This is a genomic window from Pseudomonas alkylphenolica (assembly GCF_000746525.1).
GTDB lineage: Bacteria > Pseudomonadota > Gammaproteobacteria > Pseudomonadales > Pseudomonadaceae > Aquipseudomonas > Aquipseudomonas alkylphenolica.
In genome coordinates this window covers 476,572-495,735 of record NZ_CP009048.1, presented here as the reverse complement: position 1 = coordinate 495,735, position 19,164 = coordinate 476,572, and the positions used below count along the sequence as shown (strand labels likewise).

The 19,164-nt window shown below is 60.1% G+C and carries 15 protein-coding genes; 12 read left to right on the top strand and 3 right to left on the bottom strand.

What is annotated here, in order from left to right; all coding sequences use genetic code 11:
• Positions 1–27 precede the first annotated feature (27 nt).
• The 7 genes from apaG to PSAKL28_RS02210 all read left to right on the top strand — a co-directional run bounded on the left by apaG (position 28) and on the right by PSAKL28_RS02210 (position 8,052).
• Positions 28–408: a Co2+/Mg2+ efflux facilitator ApaG/CorD gene (apaG, locus tag PSAKL28_RS02240; RefSeq protein WP_038606039.1), complete on the top strand. Its 381-nt coding sequence runs from the start codon at positions 28–30 to the stop codon at positions 406–408.
• The gene (locus PSAKL28_RS02235) at positions 408–1,283 is read left to right on the top strand and encodes a symmetrical bis(5'-nucleosyl)-tetraphosphatase (RefSeq protein WP_038606036.1); all 876 of its coding nucleotides are present in this window, start codon (positions 408–410) and stop codon (positions 1,281–1,283) included. Before apaG ends, PSAKL28_RS02235 begins: the two co-directional genes overlap by 1 nt.
• Before the next feature lie 14 nt (positions 1,284–1,297).
• Positions 1,298–1,627 (top strand): thiosulfate sulfurtransferase GlpE, encoded by a 330-nt coding sequence (gene glpE, locus PSAKL28_RS02230; RefSeq protein WP_038606033.1) that lies wholly within the window; start codon positions 1,298–1,300, stop codon positions 1,625–1,627.
• Between the two features lie 282 nt (positions 1,628–1,909).
• Positions 1,910–3,832 carry a PrkA family serine protein kinase gene (locus tag PSAKL28_RS02225; RefSeq protein ID WP_038606031.1) on the top strand — a complete coding sequence of 641 codons (1,923 nt, stop codon included), beginning with the start codon at positions 1,910–1,912 and terminating at the stop codon, positions 3,830–3,832.
• A gap of 104 nt (positions 3,833–3,936) precedes the next feature.
• The gene (locus tag PSAKL28_RS02220) at positions 3,937–5,208 is read left to right on the top strand and encodes a YeaH/YhbH family protein (RefSeq protein ID WP_038606029.1); all 1,272 of its coding nucleotides are present in this window, start codon (positions 3,937–3,939) and stop codon (positions 5,206–5,208) included.
• Positions 5,205–6,767, top strand: a complete 1,563-nt coding sequence (locus PSAKL28_RS02215; protein WP_038606026.1) for a SpoVR family protein — start codon at positions 5,205–5,207, stop codon at positions 6,765–6,767. Before PSAKL28_RS02220 ends, PSAKL28_RS02215 begins: the two co-directional genes overlap by 4 nt.
• Before the next feature lie 55 nt (positions 6,768–6,822).
• The gene (locus tag PSAKL28_RS02210; protein ID WP_038606023.1) at positions 6,823–8,052 is read left to right on the top strand and encodes a multifunctional CCA addition/repair protein; all 1,230 of its coding nucleotides are present in this window, start codon (positions 6,823–6,825) and stop codon (positions 8,050–8,052) included.
• 75 nt (positions 8,053–8,127) lie between these two features.
• On the opposite strand, the gene folK is transcribed toward PSAKL28_RS02210, so the two are convergent.
• On the bottom strand, positions 8,128–8,637 hold the full coding sequence (gene folK / locus PSAKL28_RS02205) for a 2-amino-4-hydroxy-6-hydroxymethyldihydropteridine diphosphokinase (RefSeq protein ID WP_038606021.1): 510 nt from the start codon (positions 8,635–8,637) through the stop codon (positions 8,128–8,130).
• On the bottom strand, positions 8,628–8,981 hold the full coding sequence (folB, locus tag PSAKL28_RS02200) for a dihydroneopterin aldolase (protein WP_038606019.1): 354 nt from the start codon (positions 8,979–8,981) through the stop codon (positions 8,628–8,630). Before folB ends, folK begins: the two co-directional genes overlap by 10 nt.
• Before the next feature lie 74 nt (positions 8,982–9,055).
• On the opposite strand from folB, the gene plsY reads away from it, so the two are divergent.
• Entirely contained in the window at positions 9,056–9,625 is a 570-nt protein-coding gene (plsY, locus tag PSAKL28_RS02195) for a glycerol-3-phosphate 1-O-acyltransferase PlsY (RefSeq protein ID WP_038606016.1), read from the top strand.
• 23 nt (positions 9,626–9,648) lie between these two features.
• Here the strand turns inward: plsY and tsaD are convergent, their stop codons facing one another.
• Entirely contained in the window at positions 9,649–10,674 is a 1,026-nt protein-coding gene (gene tsaD, locus PSAKL28_RS02190; protein ID WP_038606013.1) for a tRNA (adenosine(37)-N6)-threonylcarbamoyltransferase complex transferase subunit TsaD, read from the bottom strand.
• Positions 10,675–10,876: 202 nt separating this feature from the next.
• On the opposite strand from tsaD, the gene rpsU reads away from it, so the two are divergent.
• The 4 genes from rpsU (at position 10,877) to PSAKL28_RS02170 (ending at position 19,156) form a co-directional block, all read left to right on the top strand.
• Positions 10,877–11,092: a 30S ribosomal protein S21 gene (gene rpsU / locus PSAKL28_RS02185; protein WP_002551877.1), complete on the top strand. Its 216-nt coding sequence runs from the start codon at positions 10,877–10,879 to the stop codon at positions 11,090–11,092.
• A gap of 304 nt (positions 11,093–11,396) precedes the next feature.
• Positions 11,397–13,367 (top strand): DNA primase, encoded by a 1,971-nt coding sequence (gene dnaG, locus PSAKL28_RS02180; RefSeq protein ID WP_038606011.1) that lies wholly within the window; start codon positions 11,397–11,399, stop codon positions 13,365–13,367.
• A gap of 67 nt (positions 13,368–13,434) precedes the next feature.
• Positions 13,435–15,285, top strand: coding sequence for an RNA polymerase sigma factor RpoD (rpoD, locus tag PSAKL28_RS02175; protein WP_038606008.1), 1,851 nt, complete (start codon positions 13,435–13,437; stop codon positions 15,283–15,285).
• Positions 15,286–15,412: 127 nt separating this feature from the next.
• A complete protein-coding gene (locus PSAKL28_RS02170; RefSeq protein ID WP_038606006.1) occupies positions 15,413–19,156 on the top strand; it encodes an EAL domain-containing protein in 3,744 nt (1,247 codons plus the stop codon).
• The last annotated feature ends 8 nt before the right edge of the window (positions 19,157–19,164 follow it).

The window sequence follows — 19,164 nt, the reverse complement described above, 5'->3', positions numbered from 1 at the left end:
TCCGCGTCTGCTTCCAAGGCCCCTTGCATGTCTGATCCCCGCTACCAGATCGACGTCAGCGTCGTGACCCGCTTTCTCAAAGAACAATCCGACCCCGAAAACGAGCGTTTCGCCTTCGCCTATACCATTACCGTGCAGAACAATGGATCGGTGCCGGCCAAACTGATGTCGCGTCACTGGCTGATCACCAATGGCGATGGTCAGGTCGAAGAGGTAAAGGGCGCCGGCGTGATCGGTCAGCAACCGCTGATCGAACCCGGCAAGAGCCATACCTACAGCAGTGGCGCAGTGATCAGCACCCAGGTCGGCACCATGCAGGGCAGCTACCAGATGTTCGCCGAAGACGGTAAACGCTTCGAGGCCATCATCGCCCCGTTCCGCCTGGCCGTTCCCGGAGCCCTGCACTAATGGCGGTGTACGCAGTAGGTGACTTGCAAGGGTGCCTGCAACCGCTCAAGTGCCTGCTTGAGCGGGTCAACTTCAACCCCGCCGTCGACCGTCTGTGGCTGGTGGGTGACCTGGTCAACCGTGGCCCGGAGTCGTTGGAAACCCTGCGCTTCCTGTACTCCATCCGCGACTCACTGGTGTGTGTGCTGGGCAACCACGACCTTCACCTGCTGGCGGCCTGGCACAACATCGAGCGCCTGAAAAAGAGCGACACCCTGCTCGAGATTCTCCAGGCGCCGGACGCTGACGAACTGCTTGACTGGTTGCGACGGCAAAAACTGCTGCACTACGACGAGCAGCGTGGCGTAGTCCTGGTCCATGCTGGCATTCCACCGCAGTGGACCCTGGGCAAGGCGCTGGAGCTGGCGAGCGAGGTCGAGGAAGTGCTGCGCGACGACAACCGCCTCAAGCCCTACCTGGACGGCATGTACGGCAATGAGCCGAACAAGTGGAGCAAGGATCTCAGTGGCGTAACCCGCCTGCGGGTGATCACCAACTACTTCACCCGCATGCGCTTTTGCACCAGTGAAGGCAAGCTCGACCTCAAGGGCAAAGAAGGTGTCGAGACCGCCCCGCCGGGCTACAAGCCGTGGTTCGCCCATAAAGGGCGGCGCTCACGGCATGTGAAGATCATCTTTGGCCACTGGGCGGCGCTTGAAGGCCGCTGCAAGGAGCCAGGTGTGATTGCCCTGGACACCGGCTGCGTCTGGGGCGGTGCAATGACCCTGTACAACGTCGATAACGGCCAATTGCATCGCTGCGATTGCACCGACGAAGGCACACCGCGCCCTCTACCCGCGCCAGCACAACCCGCTAGAATAAGCGACCAGTCCTGAAGGAAACCGTACCCATGAGCGAATTCAAACGCATCCCTCCCGAGCAGGCTCAGGCGCTGCGCGAGCAAGGTGCGGTCGTGGTCGATATTCGCGACCCGCAAACCTATGCCCTCGGCCACATCAGCGGTTCCAGGCATCTGGACAACCATTCGGTGGCAGACTTCATCCGCGGCGCCGACCTCGACGCCCCCACTGTGGTGGTCTGCTATCACGGCAACTCCAGCCAGAGCGCTGCGGCCTATCTGGTCAGCCAGGGCTTTTCCGACGTCTACAGCCTCGACGGTGGCTTTGAGCTGTGGCGTGGCACGTACCCGGCAGAAACTGCTCAAGGCACTGCCGAATAATTTTTTTCACCTGCCGCAGCCCGCGTCCTGTGCGGGCTCGCGCCTGACCAGACGAACGGTCATGGCGAACTTCATGCGCAACCACCCTTGACCTCCCCGATTACGAACTATCCTTAAGCCCAGGCCATCCAAAAAGGGGAGAGCCGGTACACCGGCGTGCGGGTCATCGGTAGCGAGTTCTAGGTGTTCTGGGGGGTATACAGCAATCGGCACTCGTCGATTGCATGCCAGCATCAGCTGACTGATCCGGCGTCGGCTCCACGTATCGAGCGAGGTGACGTCATGAGTATTTTTAGCCACTTCCAACAACGTTTCGAGTCCACCCGTCAGGAAGAGTTTTCGCTGCAAGAGTACCTTGAGCTCTGCAAAAGCGATCGCAGTGCTTACGCGTCGGCGGCTGAACGCCTGTTGATGGCCATCGGCGAGCCGGAACTGGTCGACACCTCGAACAACTCAAGGCTGTCGCGAATCTTCTCCAACAAGGTGATCCGCCGTTATCCGTCCTTTGAGGACTTCCATGGCATGGAGGAGTGCATCGATCAGATCGTCTCCTACTTCCGCCATGCCGCTCAGGGCCTGGAAGAAAAGAAACAGATCCTCTACCTGCTCGGCCCCGTGGGTGGCGGCAAGTCCTCCCTGGCCGAAAAACTGAAGCAACTGATGGAGAAGGTGCCCTTCTATGCCATCAAGGGCTCACCGGTCTTCGAGTCGCCTCTGGGGCTGTTCAACGCCACGGAAGACGGTGCGATTCTCGAAGAAGACTTCGGTATTCCGCGGCGTTACCTGAATACCATCATGTCGCCCTGGGCGACCAAGCGACTGGCCGAGTTCGGGGGCGACATCAGCCAGTTCAAGGTGGTCAAACTGTACCCGTCGATCCTCAACCAGATCGCCATCGCCAAAACCGAACCGGGTGACGAGAACAACCAGGATATTTCCGCCCTGGTCGGTAAGGTCGATATCCGCAAACTCGAGGAATACCCACAGAACGACGCCGACGCCTACAGCTACTCGGGCGCACTGTGCCGGGCCAACCAGGGCCTGATGGAATTCGTCGAGATGTTCAAGGCGCCCATCAAGGTTCTGCACCCGCTGCTGACTGCCACCCAGGAAGGTAACTACAACAGTACCGAAGGCCTTGGTTCGATCCCCTATTCCGGGATCCTGCTGGCCCACTCCAACGAATCGGAATGGCACAGCTTCCGCAACAACAAGAACAACGAAGCGTTCATCGACCGGATCTACATCGTCAAGGTGCCTTACTGCCTGCGGGTCAGCGACGAGATCAAGATCTACGACAAACTGCTGTTCAACAGCTCGCTGGCCAAGGCCCATTGCGCACCTGACACCCTGAAGATGCTCGCCCAGTTCACCGTGCTGTCGCGACTCAAAGAGCCGGAAAACTCGAACATCTATTCGAAGATGCGCGTCTACGACGGCGAAAATCTCAAAGACACCGACCCCAAAGCCAAATCGATCCAGGAATACCGCGACGCTGCCGGGGTGGACGAAGGCATGAACGGCCTGTCGACCCGCTTCGCCTTCAAGATCCTGTCGAAGGTGTTCAACTTCGATCCTCACGAGATCGCTGCCAACCCGGTGCACTTGCTCTACGTGCTGGAGCAGCAGATCGAACAGGAACAGTTCCCGGCCGAAGTGCGCGAGCGCTACCTGCGCTACCTGAAAGAGTACCTGGCACCGCGTTACATCGAGTTCATCGGCAAGGAAATCCAGACGGCTTACCTGGAGTCCTACAGCGAGTACGGACAGAACATCTTCGACCGCTACGTGCTGTACGCCGACTTCTGGATCCAGGACCAGGAGTACCGCGACCCGGAAACCGGCGAAATTCTCAACCGCATCGCCCTCAACGAAGAGCTGGAAAAAATCGAGAAACCGGCGGGCATCAGCAATCCGAAGGATTTCCGCAACGAGATCGTCAACTTCGTGTTGCGCGCCCGGGCCAACAACAACGGCAAGAACCCGACCTGGCTCAGCTACGAAAAACTGCGGGTAGTGATCGAGAAGAAAATGTTCTCCAACACCGAAGACCTGCTACCGGTCATCAGCTTCAACGCCAAGGCGAGCAAAGAGGATCAACAGAAACACAACGACTTCGTCACTCGAATGGTGGAACGCGGCTACACAGACAAGCAAGTTCGGCTGCTCTCGGAATGGTACCTGCGGGTCAGAAAATCGCAGTGACCGAGCTGTAAGTGGCAAGCCGCAAGCTCTGCGCCAGGCTCTTGTCAGCCGCCTGGCCCGGCTTGCGGCTTGAAGCTTGAGTCTTCAGCTCCCCGGAGGGGCCTATGAGCTATGTGATCGACCGACGCCTGAACGGCAAGAACAAGAGCACGGTCAACCGCCAGCGTTTCCTGCGGCGTTACCGTGACCACATCAAGAAAGCCGTCGAGGAGGCCGTAAGTCGCCGCTCCATTACCGACATGGAGCATGGTGAGCAGATCAGCATTCCCGGTCGTGATATCGACGAACCGGTGCTTCACCACGGCCGCGGCGGCAAGCAGACCGTGGTCCACCCAGGCAACAAGGAATTCACCGCCGGCGAACACATCGCCCGGCCACAGGGTGGCGGTGGCGGCGGTGGGCGAGGCAAGGCCGGCAATTCCGGCGAGGGCATGGACGAATTCGTCTTCCAGATTACCCAGGAGGAATTTCTCGAATTCATGTTCGAGGACCTGGAGTTGCCCAACCTGGTCAAACGCCATCTGGCCGGCACTGACACCTTCAAGACCGTGCGAGCCGGTATCAGCAACGAAGGCAACCCGTCGCGCATCAACATCATCCGCACGCTGCGTTCGGCTCACGCCCGACGCATCGCCTTGTCTGGCAGCAGCCGCGCCAAGCTGCGTGTAGCGCAAGAGGAACTGGCGCGACTTAAACGGGAAGAACCAGACAATTTCGGCGATATTCAGGAAATAGAAGCCGAAATTGAGCGTTTGAGCGCACGTATAAACCGCGTACCTTTCCTCGACACCTTCGACCTCAAATACAACTTGCTGATCAAGCAACCCAACCCCAGCTCGAAAGCGGTGATGTTCTGCCTGATGGACGTTTCCGGATCCATGACCCAGGCCACCAAAGACATCGCCAAGCGCTTTTTCATCCTTTTGTACCTGTTTCTCAAGCGCAACTACGACAAGATCGAAGTGGTGTTCATCCGCCACCACACCAGTGCCCGCGAAGTCGACGAAGAGGAGTTCTTCTACTCCCGGGAAACCGGCGGCACCATCGTCTCCAGCGCCCTTAAACTGATGCAGGAAATCATGGCCGAACGCTACCCGGCCAATGAATGGAACATCTATGCCGCCCAAGCCTCTGACGGCGACAACTGGAACGATGATTCACCGATCTGCCGCGAAATCCTCACCAAGCAGATCATGCCGTTCGTCCAGTACTACACTTACGTTGAGATCACCCCCCGCGAACATCAGGCATTGTGGTTCGAATATGAACGCATCGGCGAAGCCTTTGCCGATACGTTCGCCCAGCAGCAGCTGGTGTCGGCCGGCGATATCTATCCGGTCTTCCGTGAACTCTTCCAGCGCAGGTTAGTGACATGACCGCTAGAGAGCAGAAGCGCCAACCCATTTCCACCGGGTCTGAATGGACATTCGAACTGATCCAGGCCTATGACCGGGAAATCAGCCGCCTGGCCGAGCGCTATGCCCTGGACACCTACCCCAACCAGATCGAAGTGATCACCGCCGAGCAGATGATGGATGCCTACGCGTCCGTCGGCATGCCTCTGGGCTATCACCATTGGTCCTACGGCAAACACTTCCTCAGCACCGAGAAGTCCTACAGCCGGGGCCAAATGGGCCTGGCCTACGAGATCGTGATCAACTCCGACCCGTGCATTGCCTACCTGATGGAAGAAAACACCATCTGCATGCAGGCCCTGGTGGTTGCTCACGCCTGTTACGGGCACAACAGTTTCTTCAAGGGCAATTACCTGTTCCGTACCTGGACCGATGCCAGCTCGATCATCGACTACCTGGTGTTCGCCAAGCAGTACATCACCCAGTGCGAGGAACGCCACGGCATCGATGCGGTGGAAGACCTGCTCGACTCCTGCCACGCCCTGATGAACTACGGTGTCGACCGCTACAAGCGCCCCTACCCGATTTCCGCCGAGGAGGAACGACGGCGGCAGAAGGAGCGCGAAGAACACCTGCAAAAGCAGATCAACGACCTGTGGCGGACCATCCCCAAAGGCGCCGACAAGAACAGCGACCGTGACAACGCGCGCTTTCCGGCCGAGCCCCAGGAGAACATTCTCTACTTCATCGAGAAACACGCACCGCTGCTCGAGCCCTGGCAACGCGAGATCGTGCGCATCGTGCGCAAGATCGCCCAGTACTTCTACCCGCAGCGCCAGACCCAGGTAATGAACGAAGGCTGGGCGACTTTCTGGCACTACACCCTGATGAACGACCTGTACGACGAAGGCCTGGTTACCGAGGGCTTCATGATGGAGTTCCTGCAGTCGCACACCAGCGTGGTGTTCCAGCCCGGCTTCGACAGCCCCTACTACAGCGGCATCAACCCCTACGCCCTGGGTTTTGCCATGTACCGGGACATCCGGCGCATGTGTGAACACCCCACCGAAGAGGACCGCCGCTGGTTCCCGGAAATCGCCGGCAGCGACTGGCTGTCGACCATCAAGTTCGCCATGAGCAGTTTCAAGGACGAGAGCTTCATCCTGCAATACCTGTCACCCACGGTGATCCGCGACCTCAAGCTGTTCAGCATCCTCGATGACGACCAGCGCGATGACCTGCTGGTACCGGCCATCCATGACGAAAGCGGCTACCGGATCATCCGTGAAACCCTGGCCGCTCAATACAACCTGGGCAACCGCGAACCCAACGTGCAGATCTGGAGCATCGACCGTCGTGGCGACCGCTCCCTGACCCTGCGCCACCAGCAACACGATCGCAAGCCGCTAGGCGACTCGACCGAGGAGGTGCTCAAGCACCTGCACCGCCTCTGGGGCTTCGATATCCACCTGGAAACCCTGCAGGGTGACCAGATCATGAAAACCCACCACGTGCCGCCCAAGGGCGAGCATGGCGAGGCCGAGTACGGGCGCCTGGACCTGGCGGTCGTGCACCTCTAGCCAGCCCTCCGTTGCTGCCAGACAGGGTATCCTGTGGCATCAACGGAGGATTTTCATGCAGATCTACAAAGTCGGCGGTGCCGTACGCGACCGCCTGCTCGGCCGGCCGGTCAGTGATATCGACTGGGTTGTGGTCGGCGCTAGCGCAGAGCAAATGCAGGCGCTCGGCTATCGGCCCGTGGGTGCCGACTTTCCGGTGTTCATCCACCCCAAAAGCGGCGAGGAATACGCCCTGGCGCGCACCGAGCGCAAGAGTGGCCGCGGTTACGGTGGCTTCACCTTTCACGCCAGCCCCGAGGTAACCCTCGAGGAAGACCTGATCCGGCGCGACCTGACCATCAATGCCATGGCCGAAGATGAGCAGGGTAACGTCAGCGATCCTTATGGCGGCCAGAAAGATCTCGAAGCCCGCATTTTGCGCCATGTTTCCCCGGCATTCGCCGAAGATCCCTTGCGAGTCCTGCGCGTCGCCCGTTTTGCCGCGCGCTACGCCGCAATGGGTTTCAAGGTAGCGCCGCAAACCATTGAGCTGATGCGCCAGCTCAGCGAATCCGGTGAACTCCAGGCACTCACCGTCGAGCGCAGCTGGAAAGAAATTGCCCGGGCACTGATGGAAGATCAACCCCAGGTGTTCATTCAGGTGCTGCGCGATTGTGGCGCTCTCAAGGAGCTGATGCCTGAACTCGACGCCCTGTTCGGCGTACCGCAACCTGCGGCCCACCACCCGGAAATCGACAGTGGCATCCACACCCTCTCGGTCCTCGAACAAGCCGCACAGCATCAGCAACCCCTGAGTGTGCGCTGGGCTTGCCTGCTCCACGATCTGGGCAAAGGGCTTACCCCGGAGGAGGAATGGCCGCGGCACATCGCTCACGAGCAACGCGGGCTCAAGCTGATCAAGGCCGTCAACCAGCGCTTCAAGGTGCCACGCGAGTGCCAGGAGTTGGCGGCACTGGTCGGTGAGTACCACACGCACTGCCACCGCGCTCTGGAGCTCAGGGCCTCGACCTTGCTTGAACTGCTGCAAAGCTTCGATGTTTATCGTCGGCCGCAGCGTTTTGAGGAGTTCATCGCAGCGTGCGAAATGGACGCCCGGGGACGCAAGGGGCTGGAGCAGCGGCAGTACCCACAAGCCGATTACCTGCGCGGTGCGGCGGCGGCAGCGCGGGCAGTACAGGTGCAGCCACTGGTGCAGCAAGGGCTGACCGGGCAAGCGCTGGGAGAGGCGCTCAAGGGCGAGCGCTTGAAAGCCTTGAAGGCCTACAAGAACAACTTCGGCGCCTGAAAGCATCGCGGGGCAAGCCCGCCCCCACAGAACCGGTGGGAGCGGGCTTGCCCCGCGACAGGGACCAGAAAAAGCTCAGAGACAGGTCAACTGCTGCCCGTGCCACTCAAAGGGTACAGGCGCAAGCACCTGGTCGATCTGCGCCTCTTCCCACAACCGGCCCATGGTTTTGCCAGCTCCCGGATGCAGCAACTCAGGGGCAATCAACGAAAGCGGCCACAGCACAAAGGCATTCTTGAGGATCTCGGCGCGGGGCAGCACCAGTCCGTCAAAACTGCCATGCAGATCGTTGTACATCAGCACATCGATATCCAGCGGCAGGCCTTTGCGCTCTGGCGCATAGCGGCCATTGTCAGCCTCGATGAACTTGAGCCGACGGTCCAGCTCCATCAACGGCATATCGGTCAACCCGGTCACTACCAGATTGAAGAACGGGCCGCTTTTGATGCCTACCGCCTGGCTTTCGAACACTGGCGAACACTGCATGTCCTGCAGAAAAACGGCCAGCGCATCCAGCCCCGCCGTCAAATGCCGTTCACGCTCGACATTGCTGCCAAGGCCAAGGTAAACCCGGTTCAGAGACATCCGCGCTCGATCTCCACGCCCACTCCAGTGGCGGCCGACACGGCGCCGGGCTTGGTCAGTTTGAGCTGCAGCCAGGGAATCTGGAACTCGCTCATCAGCACCGCGGCCAGGCGCTCGGCAAAGGTCTCGACCAACTGGAACTCGGACTGCTCGGCAAACGCCTGGATACGCGCAGTCACACTGGCATAGTCCAGGGCCAGGGTCAGGTCGTCGCCCGCCGCTGCCGGCCGGTTGTCCCAGGCAAAACGCAGGTCCAGGCGCAGGCACTGGCGAATGCCACGCTCCCAGTCATAGGCACCGATGACGGTATCGACTTCCAGGCCTTCGATGAACACTCTGTCCAAGCACTTCTCTCCACTGCACGACAAGGGCGACTGGCGCCGTTAGAATCAAGGCGTCCTCGCCCGGAATAGTTAGCATGTTTTGGTTACTGGCGCTGCTCGCCTACCTGCTTGGCTCGCTGTCCTTTGCCATACTCCTCAGCCGCCTCAATGGCAGCCCGGACCCGCGCATGAGCGGTTCTGGCAACGCCGGGGCAACCAACATGCTGCGTCTGGCCGGCCGCAAGCTGGCGGTCCTGACCCTGCTTGGCGACCTGTGCAAGGGCTTGTTGCCCGTACTGGTCGCCAATCTTGCCGGCCTTGACCTGCAACAACAGGCCTGGATCGGCGTGTGTGCGGTCATCGGCCACCTGTTTCCGGTGTACTTCTGCTTTCGCGGCGGCAAAGGTGTCGCCACCGCTGCCGGCCTGTTACTGGGGCTCTACCCGCCAGCAGCACTGCTGGCCATCTGCGCCTGGCTGCTGACCTTCTACCTGACCCGCACCAGCTCCCTCGCGGCACTGATCGCCACACCTCTGACCCTGCCACTGCTGGCCTGGCGCGAGCCGGAAGCGCTATTGCCAATCAGCGTGCTGACCGTGCTGATCGTCTGGCGTCACCGCGGCAATCTACGCGACCTTTTTGCCGGCCGCGAACGGCATTTCTGAATCGGACGCATGAACGCCGCTCATCACAGCGGCGCCAGCTGTTCCATTGGCCAACGTGCCTGCACACTGATCGCCAGGCTTTCCTGCTGCCCAGCAGCCAACCGCTGGCAACCGGCATAGGCGATCATGGCGCCATTGTCGGTGCAGAACTGTGGGCGGGCGTAGTACACATTGCCCTTGATGCCCTCGAGCATGTCTTCCAGCGAGGTCCGCAGGGCCTTGTTGGCACTGACACCACCGGCGATCACCAGGCGCTTGAGGCCGGTCTGCTTCAGGGCACGCTTGCACTTGATGGTCAGAGTCTCCACCACCGCCTGCTGGAAGGCCAGCGACACGTCGCAACGGGTTTGCTCGCCGTCGTCTCCAGCACTCTGGCACTGCTGCCAGGTGTTCAAGGCAAAGGTCTTGAGGCCGCTGAAGCTGAAATCCAGGCCAGGTCGATCGGTCATCGGCCGCGGGAAAACGAAACGCCCTGGAACGCCCTGGGTCGCAAGACGGGCGATTTCCGGGCCACCTGGATAATTCAGTCCCATCAGCTTGGCGGTCTTGTCGAACGCCTCGCCCGCTGCGTCATCAAGGGTTTCACCCAGCAATTGGTAACGGCCAATGCCGTCCACGCGCACCAGCTGGGTATGTCCACCGGACACCAGCAAGGCGACAAACGGGAACTCAGGCGGCTGCTCTTCGAGCATCGGCGCGAGCAGATGACCTTCCATGTGATGTACGCCCAACGCCGGAATACCCCAGGCAAACGCCAGGGCCTGGGCGCAGGACGCCCCTACCAGCAGCGCGCCGACCAGCCCGGGGCCGGCGGTATAGGCAATGGCATCAATTTCGGTAGCGACACAGTCGGCCTCGTCCAGCACCTGGCGGATCAACGGCAGCATACGCTTGACGTGATCGCGCGAGGCGAGCTCCGGCACCACGCCGCCATAGGCACGGTGCAGGTCGATTTGACTGAACAATGCATCGGCCAAAAGGCCGCGTTCACTGTCGTATAATGCGACGCCGGTTTCGTCGCAGGATGTTTCCAATCCCAGTACTAGCATGGGTCTGCGCCTTGTGGAGGCTGAATTCGAAGGCGCGCATGATAGTCCCCACTCCCGGTGCCGACCAGCGGTTTTCGATCAGAGGCTTTGCATTCCGGCTGGCTAAGGGTTAACATCCGCAACCCTTAAAAACCGACGTTCTCCAGTGCACAGTTTTGCCACGAGTTCGTTGACCCCCGGTAATGAATGAAGGTAGCTCTGGATGCCAGCCGTCAAAGTTAAAGAGAATGAACCCTTCGACGTAGCTCTGCGTCGTTTCAAGCGCTCCTGCGAAAAAGCCGGTGTTCTGGCTGAAGTTCGTAGCCGCGAATTTTACGAGAAGCCGACTTCTGAGCGTAAGCGCAAAGCAGCAGCCGCTGTTAAACGTCACGCCAAGAAAGTTCAGCGCGAACAGCGCCGCGCCGTTCGTCTGTACTAATACAGACGTCCGTCGCAAGCTTCTGCCTCGCCCGGCCCAAAGCCGGGCTGCCGGCAGTAGTTGTTTGATCCTCAGACCTTCGTGTCCGAGGCGTCCCATTGCCCTGCAGTGTGGACAACCTGCCTGAAACGTCAGAACTGGCCTCAACGCCAGCTGTGCACGTCATTACTGACGAGCCCTCACCGGCTACAGACGAGCACGTCTTTCCGAATTTTGTGTTACGCCATTCGACATCGCTCGAACGCGCAGCCGTTCCCGCAGCATTAGCGATTACACTTGCTTATCGCCTGATGATGAGAGTGCCATGGCCGGGCTGATTCCCCAAAGCTTCATCGACGACCTCCTCAACCGTACCGACATCGTCGATGTGGTGAGTTCGCGCGTGCAGCTGAAAAAGGCCGGCAAGAACCTCACCGCCTGCTGCCCGTTCCACAAGGAAAAAACCCCGTCCTTCAGCGTCAGCCCCGACAAGCAGTTCTATTACTGCTTTGGCTGCGGCGCGGGCGGCAACGCCCTTGGCTTCATCATGGACCACGACAACCTGGATTTCCCCCAGGCCGTCGAGGAGCTGGCCAAGGCTGCCGGCATGGAAGTCCCTCGCGAGGAAGGTGGACGCGGGCAAAAGCCCCGGCAACCTACCGACTCGCCGCTGTACCCCCTGCTGGAAGCGGCTGCCGAATTTTATCGCCAGGCCCTGAAAAGCCATCCGACCCGTCGCTCGGCGGTGGAATACCTCAAGGGCCGCGGCCTGTCCGGGGAAATCGCTCGCGACTTCGGTCTCGGCTATGCCCCGCCTGGCTGGGACAACCTGTTCAAACATTTGAGCAGCGATACCCTGCAACAAAAGGCCATGATCGATGCCGGCCTGTTGATCGAGAACGCCGAGTCCGGCAAGCGCTACGATCGCTTCCGTGACCGGGTCATGTTTCCGATCCGCGACAGCCGCGGCCGGGTCATCGCCTTTGGCGGCCGGGTGCTCGGCGACGACAAGCCCAAGTACCTGAACTCCCCGGAAACCCCGGTGTTCCACAAAGGCCAGGAGCTGTACGGGCTCTACGAGGCGCGCAAGTTCAACCGCAACCTCGATGAAATCATCGTTGTCGAAGGTTACATGGACGTCATTGCCCTGGCCCAGCAAGGCCTGCGCAATGCGGTGGCGACCCTGGGTACCGCCACCAGCGAAGAGCACCTCAAGCGCCTGTTCCGCGTGGTTCCCAGCGTATTGTTCTGCTTCGACGGCGACCAGGCTGGCCGCAATGCCGCCTGGCGCGCCCTGGAGGCCACCCTTTCGAGCCTGCAGGACGGTCGCAAAGCGCGTTTCCTGTTCCTGCCCGAAGGTGAAGACCCGGACACCCTGATCCGCGCCGAAGGCACTGACGCGTTCCGCGCCCGCATCAACCAGCATGCCCAACCTCTGGCCGACTACTTTTTCCAGCAGTTGACCGAAGAAGCCGACCCGCGCTCGCTTGAGGGCAAGGCGCATATGGCCACCCTGGCAGCACCGTTGATCGAAAAAGTGCCCGGTGCCAACCTTCGCACGCTGATGCGCAATCATCTCAAGGAAATCACCGGGCTCGACAACCAGCAGGTCGAGCAACTGAGCCATAGCGCCCCCACCGAAGCGCCACCCAGCTACGACCCGGGCATCGATTACGACGCCATTCCCGACTACACCCCGGACTACGGCGACTTCCACCAACCCGAGTACGCACCAGCGCAACAGCAGTGGACGCCGAACAAGGGCGGCAAGAAGAAATGGGAAGGCAAACCGTGGGACAAGAAGGGCAAGCCCTGGGAACGCAACGGTCAACGCCAGGATGCGCCGCCACGGGTGCCGACTTCGGTGGAACCCCCGACCTTGAGCGCTTTGCGCACCCTACTGCACCATCCGCAGCTGGCCAAAAAAGTCGAAGATGCCGGCCATTTCGCGGCCGAAGAACACGTCTACGCCCAGTTGCTGGTGGCGCTGCTGGAAGCGTTGCAAAAGAATCCTGAGCTACGCTCACTACAGCTGATTGCACGCTGGCACGGCACCGAACAAGGCCGATTGCTGCGGGCATTGGCAGAAAAGGAATGGCTGATCGATGCCGACAACCTTGAACAACAGTTTTTCGACACTATAACTAGCTTGTCCGCTCGCCAACGCGAGCGAAGCCTGGAACATTTGCTCAGGAAAGCACGTCAAAGTGAACTGAGCGCAGAGGAAAAAAATCAGCTGCGCGACCTGTTAAGCCGGAATGTTCCCGCACAAACCCCGACCTCAACTGGCGCGTGAGGTCCTAGCTCGGGTATAATCCTCGGCTTGTTTTTTGCCCGCCAAGACCTTCAGTGGATAGGGTGTTATGTCCGGAAAAGCGCAACAGCAGTCTCGCATCAAAGAGTTGATCACCCGCGGTCGTGAGCAGGGCTACCTGACTTACGCGGAGGTCAACGACCACCTGCCAGAGGATATTTCAGATCCGGAGCAGGTGGAAGACATCATCCGCATGATCAACGACATGGGGATCAACGTATTCGAGAGTGCTCCGGATGCGGATGCCCTTTTGTTGGCCGAAGCCGATACCGACGAAGCCGCAGCTGAAGAAGCCGCCGCAGCGTTGGCGGCTGTGGAAACCGATATCGGTCGCACGACTGACCCAGTGCGCATGTACATGCGTGAAATGGGTACCGTCGAGCTGCTGACCCGCGAAGGCGAGATCGAAATCGCCAAGCGTATCGAAGAAGGTATTCGCGAAGTCATGGGCGCTATCGCTCACTTCCCGGGTACTGTCGAATACATTCTCAGCGAATACGACCGGGTAACCGCCGAAGGCGGCCGCCTGTCGGATGTTCTCAGTGGCTACATCGACCCGGACGACGGCATCGCCCCGCCGGCCGAAGTACCGCCGCCTGTCGATCCGAAAGCACCGGCCAAGGCCGAGGCTGACGACGAAGAAGACGAAGAGAAAGAAAGCAGTGACGATGAGGAAGAGGCCGAAAGCGGTCCCGATCCAGTCGTTGCCCAACAGCGCTTTGGTGCCGTCCAGGAACAACTGAACGCCACCCTCAAAGTGCTGAAAAAGAACGGCCGCCAGCACAAGGACAGCCTCAAGGCGATGCTTGAACTGGCAGAACTGTTCATGCCGATCAAGCTGGTGCCAAAGCAGTTCGAAGTACTGGTCGAACGCGTTCGTGGGGCCCTGGATCGTCTGCGTCAGCAAGAACGCGCCATCATGCAACTGTGTGTCCGTGACGCACGCATGCCACGCGCCGACTTCCTGCGCCTGTTCCCGAGCAACGAAGTCGACCAGACCTGGGCCAGCGATCTTTCCAAGCGCAGCACCAAGTGGGCTGCTGCACTGGGCGAGAAAAGCGACGCCATCGTCGCTTGCCAGCAAAAGCTGATCGACCTGCAGGACGAAACCGGCCTGACCATCGCCGAGATCAAGGACATCAACCGTCGCATGTCGATCGGTGAAGCCAAGGCTCGCCGGGCGAAGAAAGAGATGGTTGAGGCCAACCTGCGTCTGGTTATCTCGATCGCCAAGAAGTACACCAACCGCGGCCTGCAGTTCCTCGACCTGATTCAGGAAGGCAACATCGGCCTGATGAAGGCGGTGGACAAGTTCGAATACCGTCGTGGTTACAAGTTCTCGACCTATGCCACCTGGTGGATTCGCCAGGCGATCACCCGTTCGATCGCCGACCAGGCCCGCACCATCCGTATTCCGGTGCACATGATCGAGACGATCAACAAGCTCAACCGTATTTCCCGGCAGATGCTGCAGGAAATGGGTCGCGAACCGACCCCGGAAGAGCTGGGTGAGCGCATGGAAATGCCTGAGGACAAAATCCGCAAGGTATTGAAGATCGCCAAAGAGCCGATCTCCATGGAAACCCCGATCGGCGATGACGAAGATTCGCACCTGGGTGACTTCATCGAAGACTCGACCATGCAGTCGCCAATCGATGTCGCCACGGTCGAAAGCCTCAAGGAAGCGACCCGTGATGTGCTCTCCGGTCTGACCGCACGCGAGGCCAAAGTGCTGCGCATGCGTTTCGGTATCGACATGAACACCGATCACACCCTCGAAGAGGTCGGCAAACAGTTCGACGTGACCCGTGAACGGATCCGTCAGATTGAAGCCAAGGCGCTGCGCAAGCTGCGCCACCCGACGCGAAGCGAGCATTTGCGCTCCTTCCTCGACGAGTGATGACAAACCCCGGCCCAGGCCGGGGTTTTTCTTTTCTGCGATCACACACTTTAAGTCTTTCGCCACTACCCTGGCGCAGAAATGCCCGTCTACACTCGAAGCAGTTCATCTGTGTGACGAGGCCGTTATGCCCAAAATGCCGGCCCTCCTGTTGCTGTTCCAGATGCTCTGGAGCGCAACGGCCGGCGCCTTGACCCTGACCGACGAAGAACAAGCCTGGCTCAGCGCCCACCCGCAGCTGCGCCTGGGCGTCGACGCATCCTGGCCACCGTTTGAATACCGTGACCAGGACGGTCGCTACCAGGGATTGGCTGCCGATTACATTGCCCTTATTCAGGAACGACTGGGCGTAGTGTTCAAACCGGTCGAGCCGTCCAGTTGGTCTGCCGTGCTTGAACAGGCACGGCGAAACCAGCTGGAGTTACTCCCTGGAGTCATGTCGACACCGGAGCGTCAGGGTTTCCTGGCCTTCACCCGCCCCTACCTGGATTTCCCGATCGTCATTCTGGCCCATGAGGGCGGAGCACAACCGCGTACCCTGAAGGACCTCTACGGGCTGAAGATTGCCGTGGTGGAGAACTATGCGCCGCATGAACTGCTGCGCACCCATCACCCTGACCTGAACCTGGTGGCCTTGCCCAACGTCAGCTCGGCACTGCAGGCACTGGCCACCGATGAAGTCGACGCGGTGGTCGGCGACCTCGCATCGAGCATCTGGAGCCTGCGTCAGCTCAAACTCGACGGTCTGTATGTCAGCGGTGAAACCAACTACCGCTACCAGCTGGCCATGGCGGTACCGCGGGAGCAAAAGATCCTGGTCGGCATTCTCGACAAAGTCATGGCCGACATGAGCACCAGCGAAATCAGCAAGATCCAGGAGCGCTGGGTCGGCAATGTCCTCGATCACCGGACCCTCTGGTACGACCTGTTGATCTACGGACTGCCCGGCATATTGCTGTTGGTGGCAATACTGGCGGCAATGATGCGGGTCAACCGGCGGCTGAGTTCGGAAATTTCCCGCCGCATCGCCCTGGAACAGGAACTGCGCAGCAGCGAATACCACTACCGCGGCCTGATCGAAAGCCTCTCGGCGATCGCCTGGGAAGCCGATGCCAACGACTTCACTTACAGCTACGTCTCGCCGCATGCCGAAGACCTGCTCGGCTACCCGCTGGGTCATTGGCTGCGCCCGGGCTTCTGGCGCAGCATCATTCACCCCGATGACGCCCTTTGGGCCCAGGCCTACTGCGACAGCGAGACCGCTGCCGGGCGCGACCACAGCCTCGATTATCGGGTGATTTGCGCCGATGGCCGCAGCCTGTGGGTGCGCGATATCGTCAGCCTGATCGAGCACGGGCACAAGCCGGTGATGCGCGGCTTGATGATCGATATCAGCGAAACCAAGAATGCCGAGGATGCCCTGCGCCTGTCGGAGCAGAAATTCGCCTCGGTATTCCAGCAGTGCCCGGACATCCTGCTGATCGCCCGCCTCAGCGACGGCTGTTTGCTGGAGGTCAACGAGGCCTTCGAAGAGCAGATCGGCCTGAGCTCGGCAGAGGTCATTGGCCGCACCGCTACAGAGTTGAGCATCTGGGGAGTCGACGGGATCGGCCCAGGATTACTCCTGCGCCTGCAGTCAGGCAGCATTCGCAACCTGGAAACGCTGTTCCGGCGCAGCAACGGCCAGTTGTTCACCGGTTTGATCTCGGCGGAGACCTTTGAGCTCGACAACACACCAGCCCTGGTCGTGGCCGTGCGCGATATCAGCCAGCTCAAGGAAACCCAGGAGCAACTGCAAACCTCCGAAGAGAAGTTCGCCAAGGCCTTCCACGCCTCGCCTGACGGTCTGCTGTTGTCACGCCAGAGTGATGGCTTGCTGCTTGAGGTCAACGAAGGTTTCTGCCGCCTGACCGGCTTCGACAGCCATACCTCGCTGGATCACACCTCGCTGGACCTGGGCATCTGGGTGGACCTTAACGAACGTCGGCGCCTGCTGGAGATGCTGAAAAAAGACGGCTTCGTCCGTGATTTCAGCTGCCATATCCGCCGCAGCGACGGCCAGATACGCCTGTGCGAGCTGTCTGCCCGGCCATTGCCGATAGCCGGTGTCGACTGCATGCTGACCATCGCCCGCGACATCACCGAACGCCACCTGATGCAGGAAAAGCTGCAACTGGCCGCCACCGTATTTGAAAATACCGCCGAAGGTGTGTTGATCACTGACACCGAACAGCGCATCAGCGCCGTCAACCGGGCCTTCAGCGAAATCACCGGTTACAGCGAATTCGAAGCTTTGGGGCAAACACCGCGCTTGCTCGCCTCAGGTCAGCACGACAGCGCTTTTTATGCCGCCATGTGGCACCAGTTGACCGCCGAAGGGCACTGGCAAGGCGAAATCCATAACCGGCGCAAAAATGGCGAGCTGTATCCCAGCTGGCTGACCATCAGTGCCGTGCGCAACAGCGAACGGGCCATCACCCACTTTGTCGCGGTGTTCGCCGATATTTCCAGCCTCAAACATGCCCAGGCGAAACTCGACTACCAGGCTCACCATGATCCACTCACTGGCTTGCCCAACCGCACGCTGTTCGAAAACCGCCTGCAAGCGGCCCTCACCTGTGCCCAGAGCTCCAAACGTCAGGGGGCCGTGCTGTTTCTCGACCTCGACCGTTTCAAGCACATCAACGACAGCCTTGGCCATCCGGTCGGCGACCTGCTGCTCAAAGGCATCGCCCAACGCCTGAAAGAACAGGTGCGCGATATCGATACAGTGGCGCGTTTGGGCGGTGATGAGTTCATCATCCTGTTGCCCGGCCTGCATCAGCCCAGCGACGCCAGTCATATCGCCAACAAACTGCTGGCCTGCTTCAGCGCGCCGTTCCAGGCCGGCGAACACGAGTTCTTCACCAGCGCGAGCATTGGCACCAGCCTGTACCCGCAGGACGGCACCGACGTCGCCTCATTGATCCGCAATGCCGACGCGGCGATGTACCGTTCCAAGGCCAAAGGCCGCAACCGGGTCGAATGCTACACCCGCGACCTCACGGCCCAGGCCAGCGAGCGCATTGCCCTGGAGCACGAGTTGCGCCGGGCCATAGAACGCAACGAGCTGAGCCTGTGCTACCAGCCCAAATTCAGCCTGAAAACCCAGAGTCTGGTGGGCGCCGAAGCCCTGATTCGCTGGACCCACCCACTGTTTGGCGACGTGCCTCCAGAACATTTCATCGGCCTGGCCGAAGAGAACGGCATGATTCTGCAACTGGGCGACTGGGTGCTGGAACAGGCCTGTCGGCAAATGCAGATCTGGAAGAAACGCTACCAGGCCTTCGGTCCGCTGTCGGTCAACCTGGCCGGCGCCCAACTGCGTCAAACCAGTTTGATCAAACGCATAGAACAGCTGCTCAAGACTCACCAGCTCAAAGCCGGTGACCTGCAACTGGAAATTACCGAGAACTTCATCATGAGCCAGGCCGAAGAAGCCCTGGCCATTCTGCACCAGCTCAAGCACCTGGGAGTGCAACTGGCGATCGACGACTTTGGCACCGGCTACTCGTCACTGAGCTACCTCAAGCGCCTGCCGCTGGACATCCTCAAGATCGACCAATCGTTCATTCGCGGCCTGCCGGATGACCCTCACGATGCCGCCATCGCCCGGGCGATCATAGCCCTGGGGCGCAGTATGCAATTGACCATCATTGCCGAAGGTGTCGAGAACCAGGCCCAACAGCAATTTCTCGCCGCTGAAGGCTGCGAGCAGATCCAGGGCTACATCGTCAGCCTGCCGTTACCTGCGGAGGAATTCGCCGCGTCATTCCTTCGTATAGCAGTTTCGGATCTTTCGGATGGCACTGCCTGGAAACCCTCGTTATAATTCGCGAC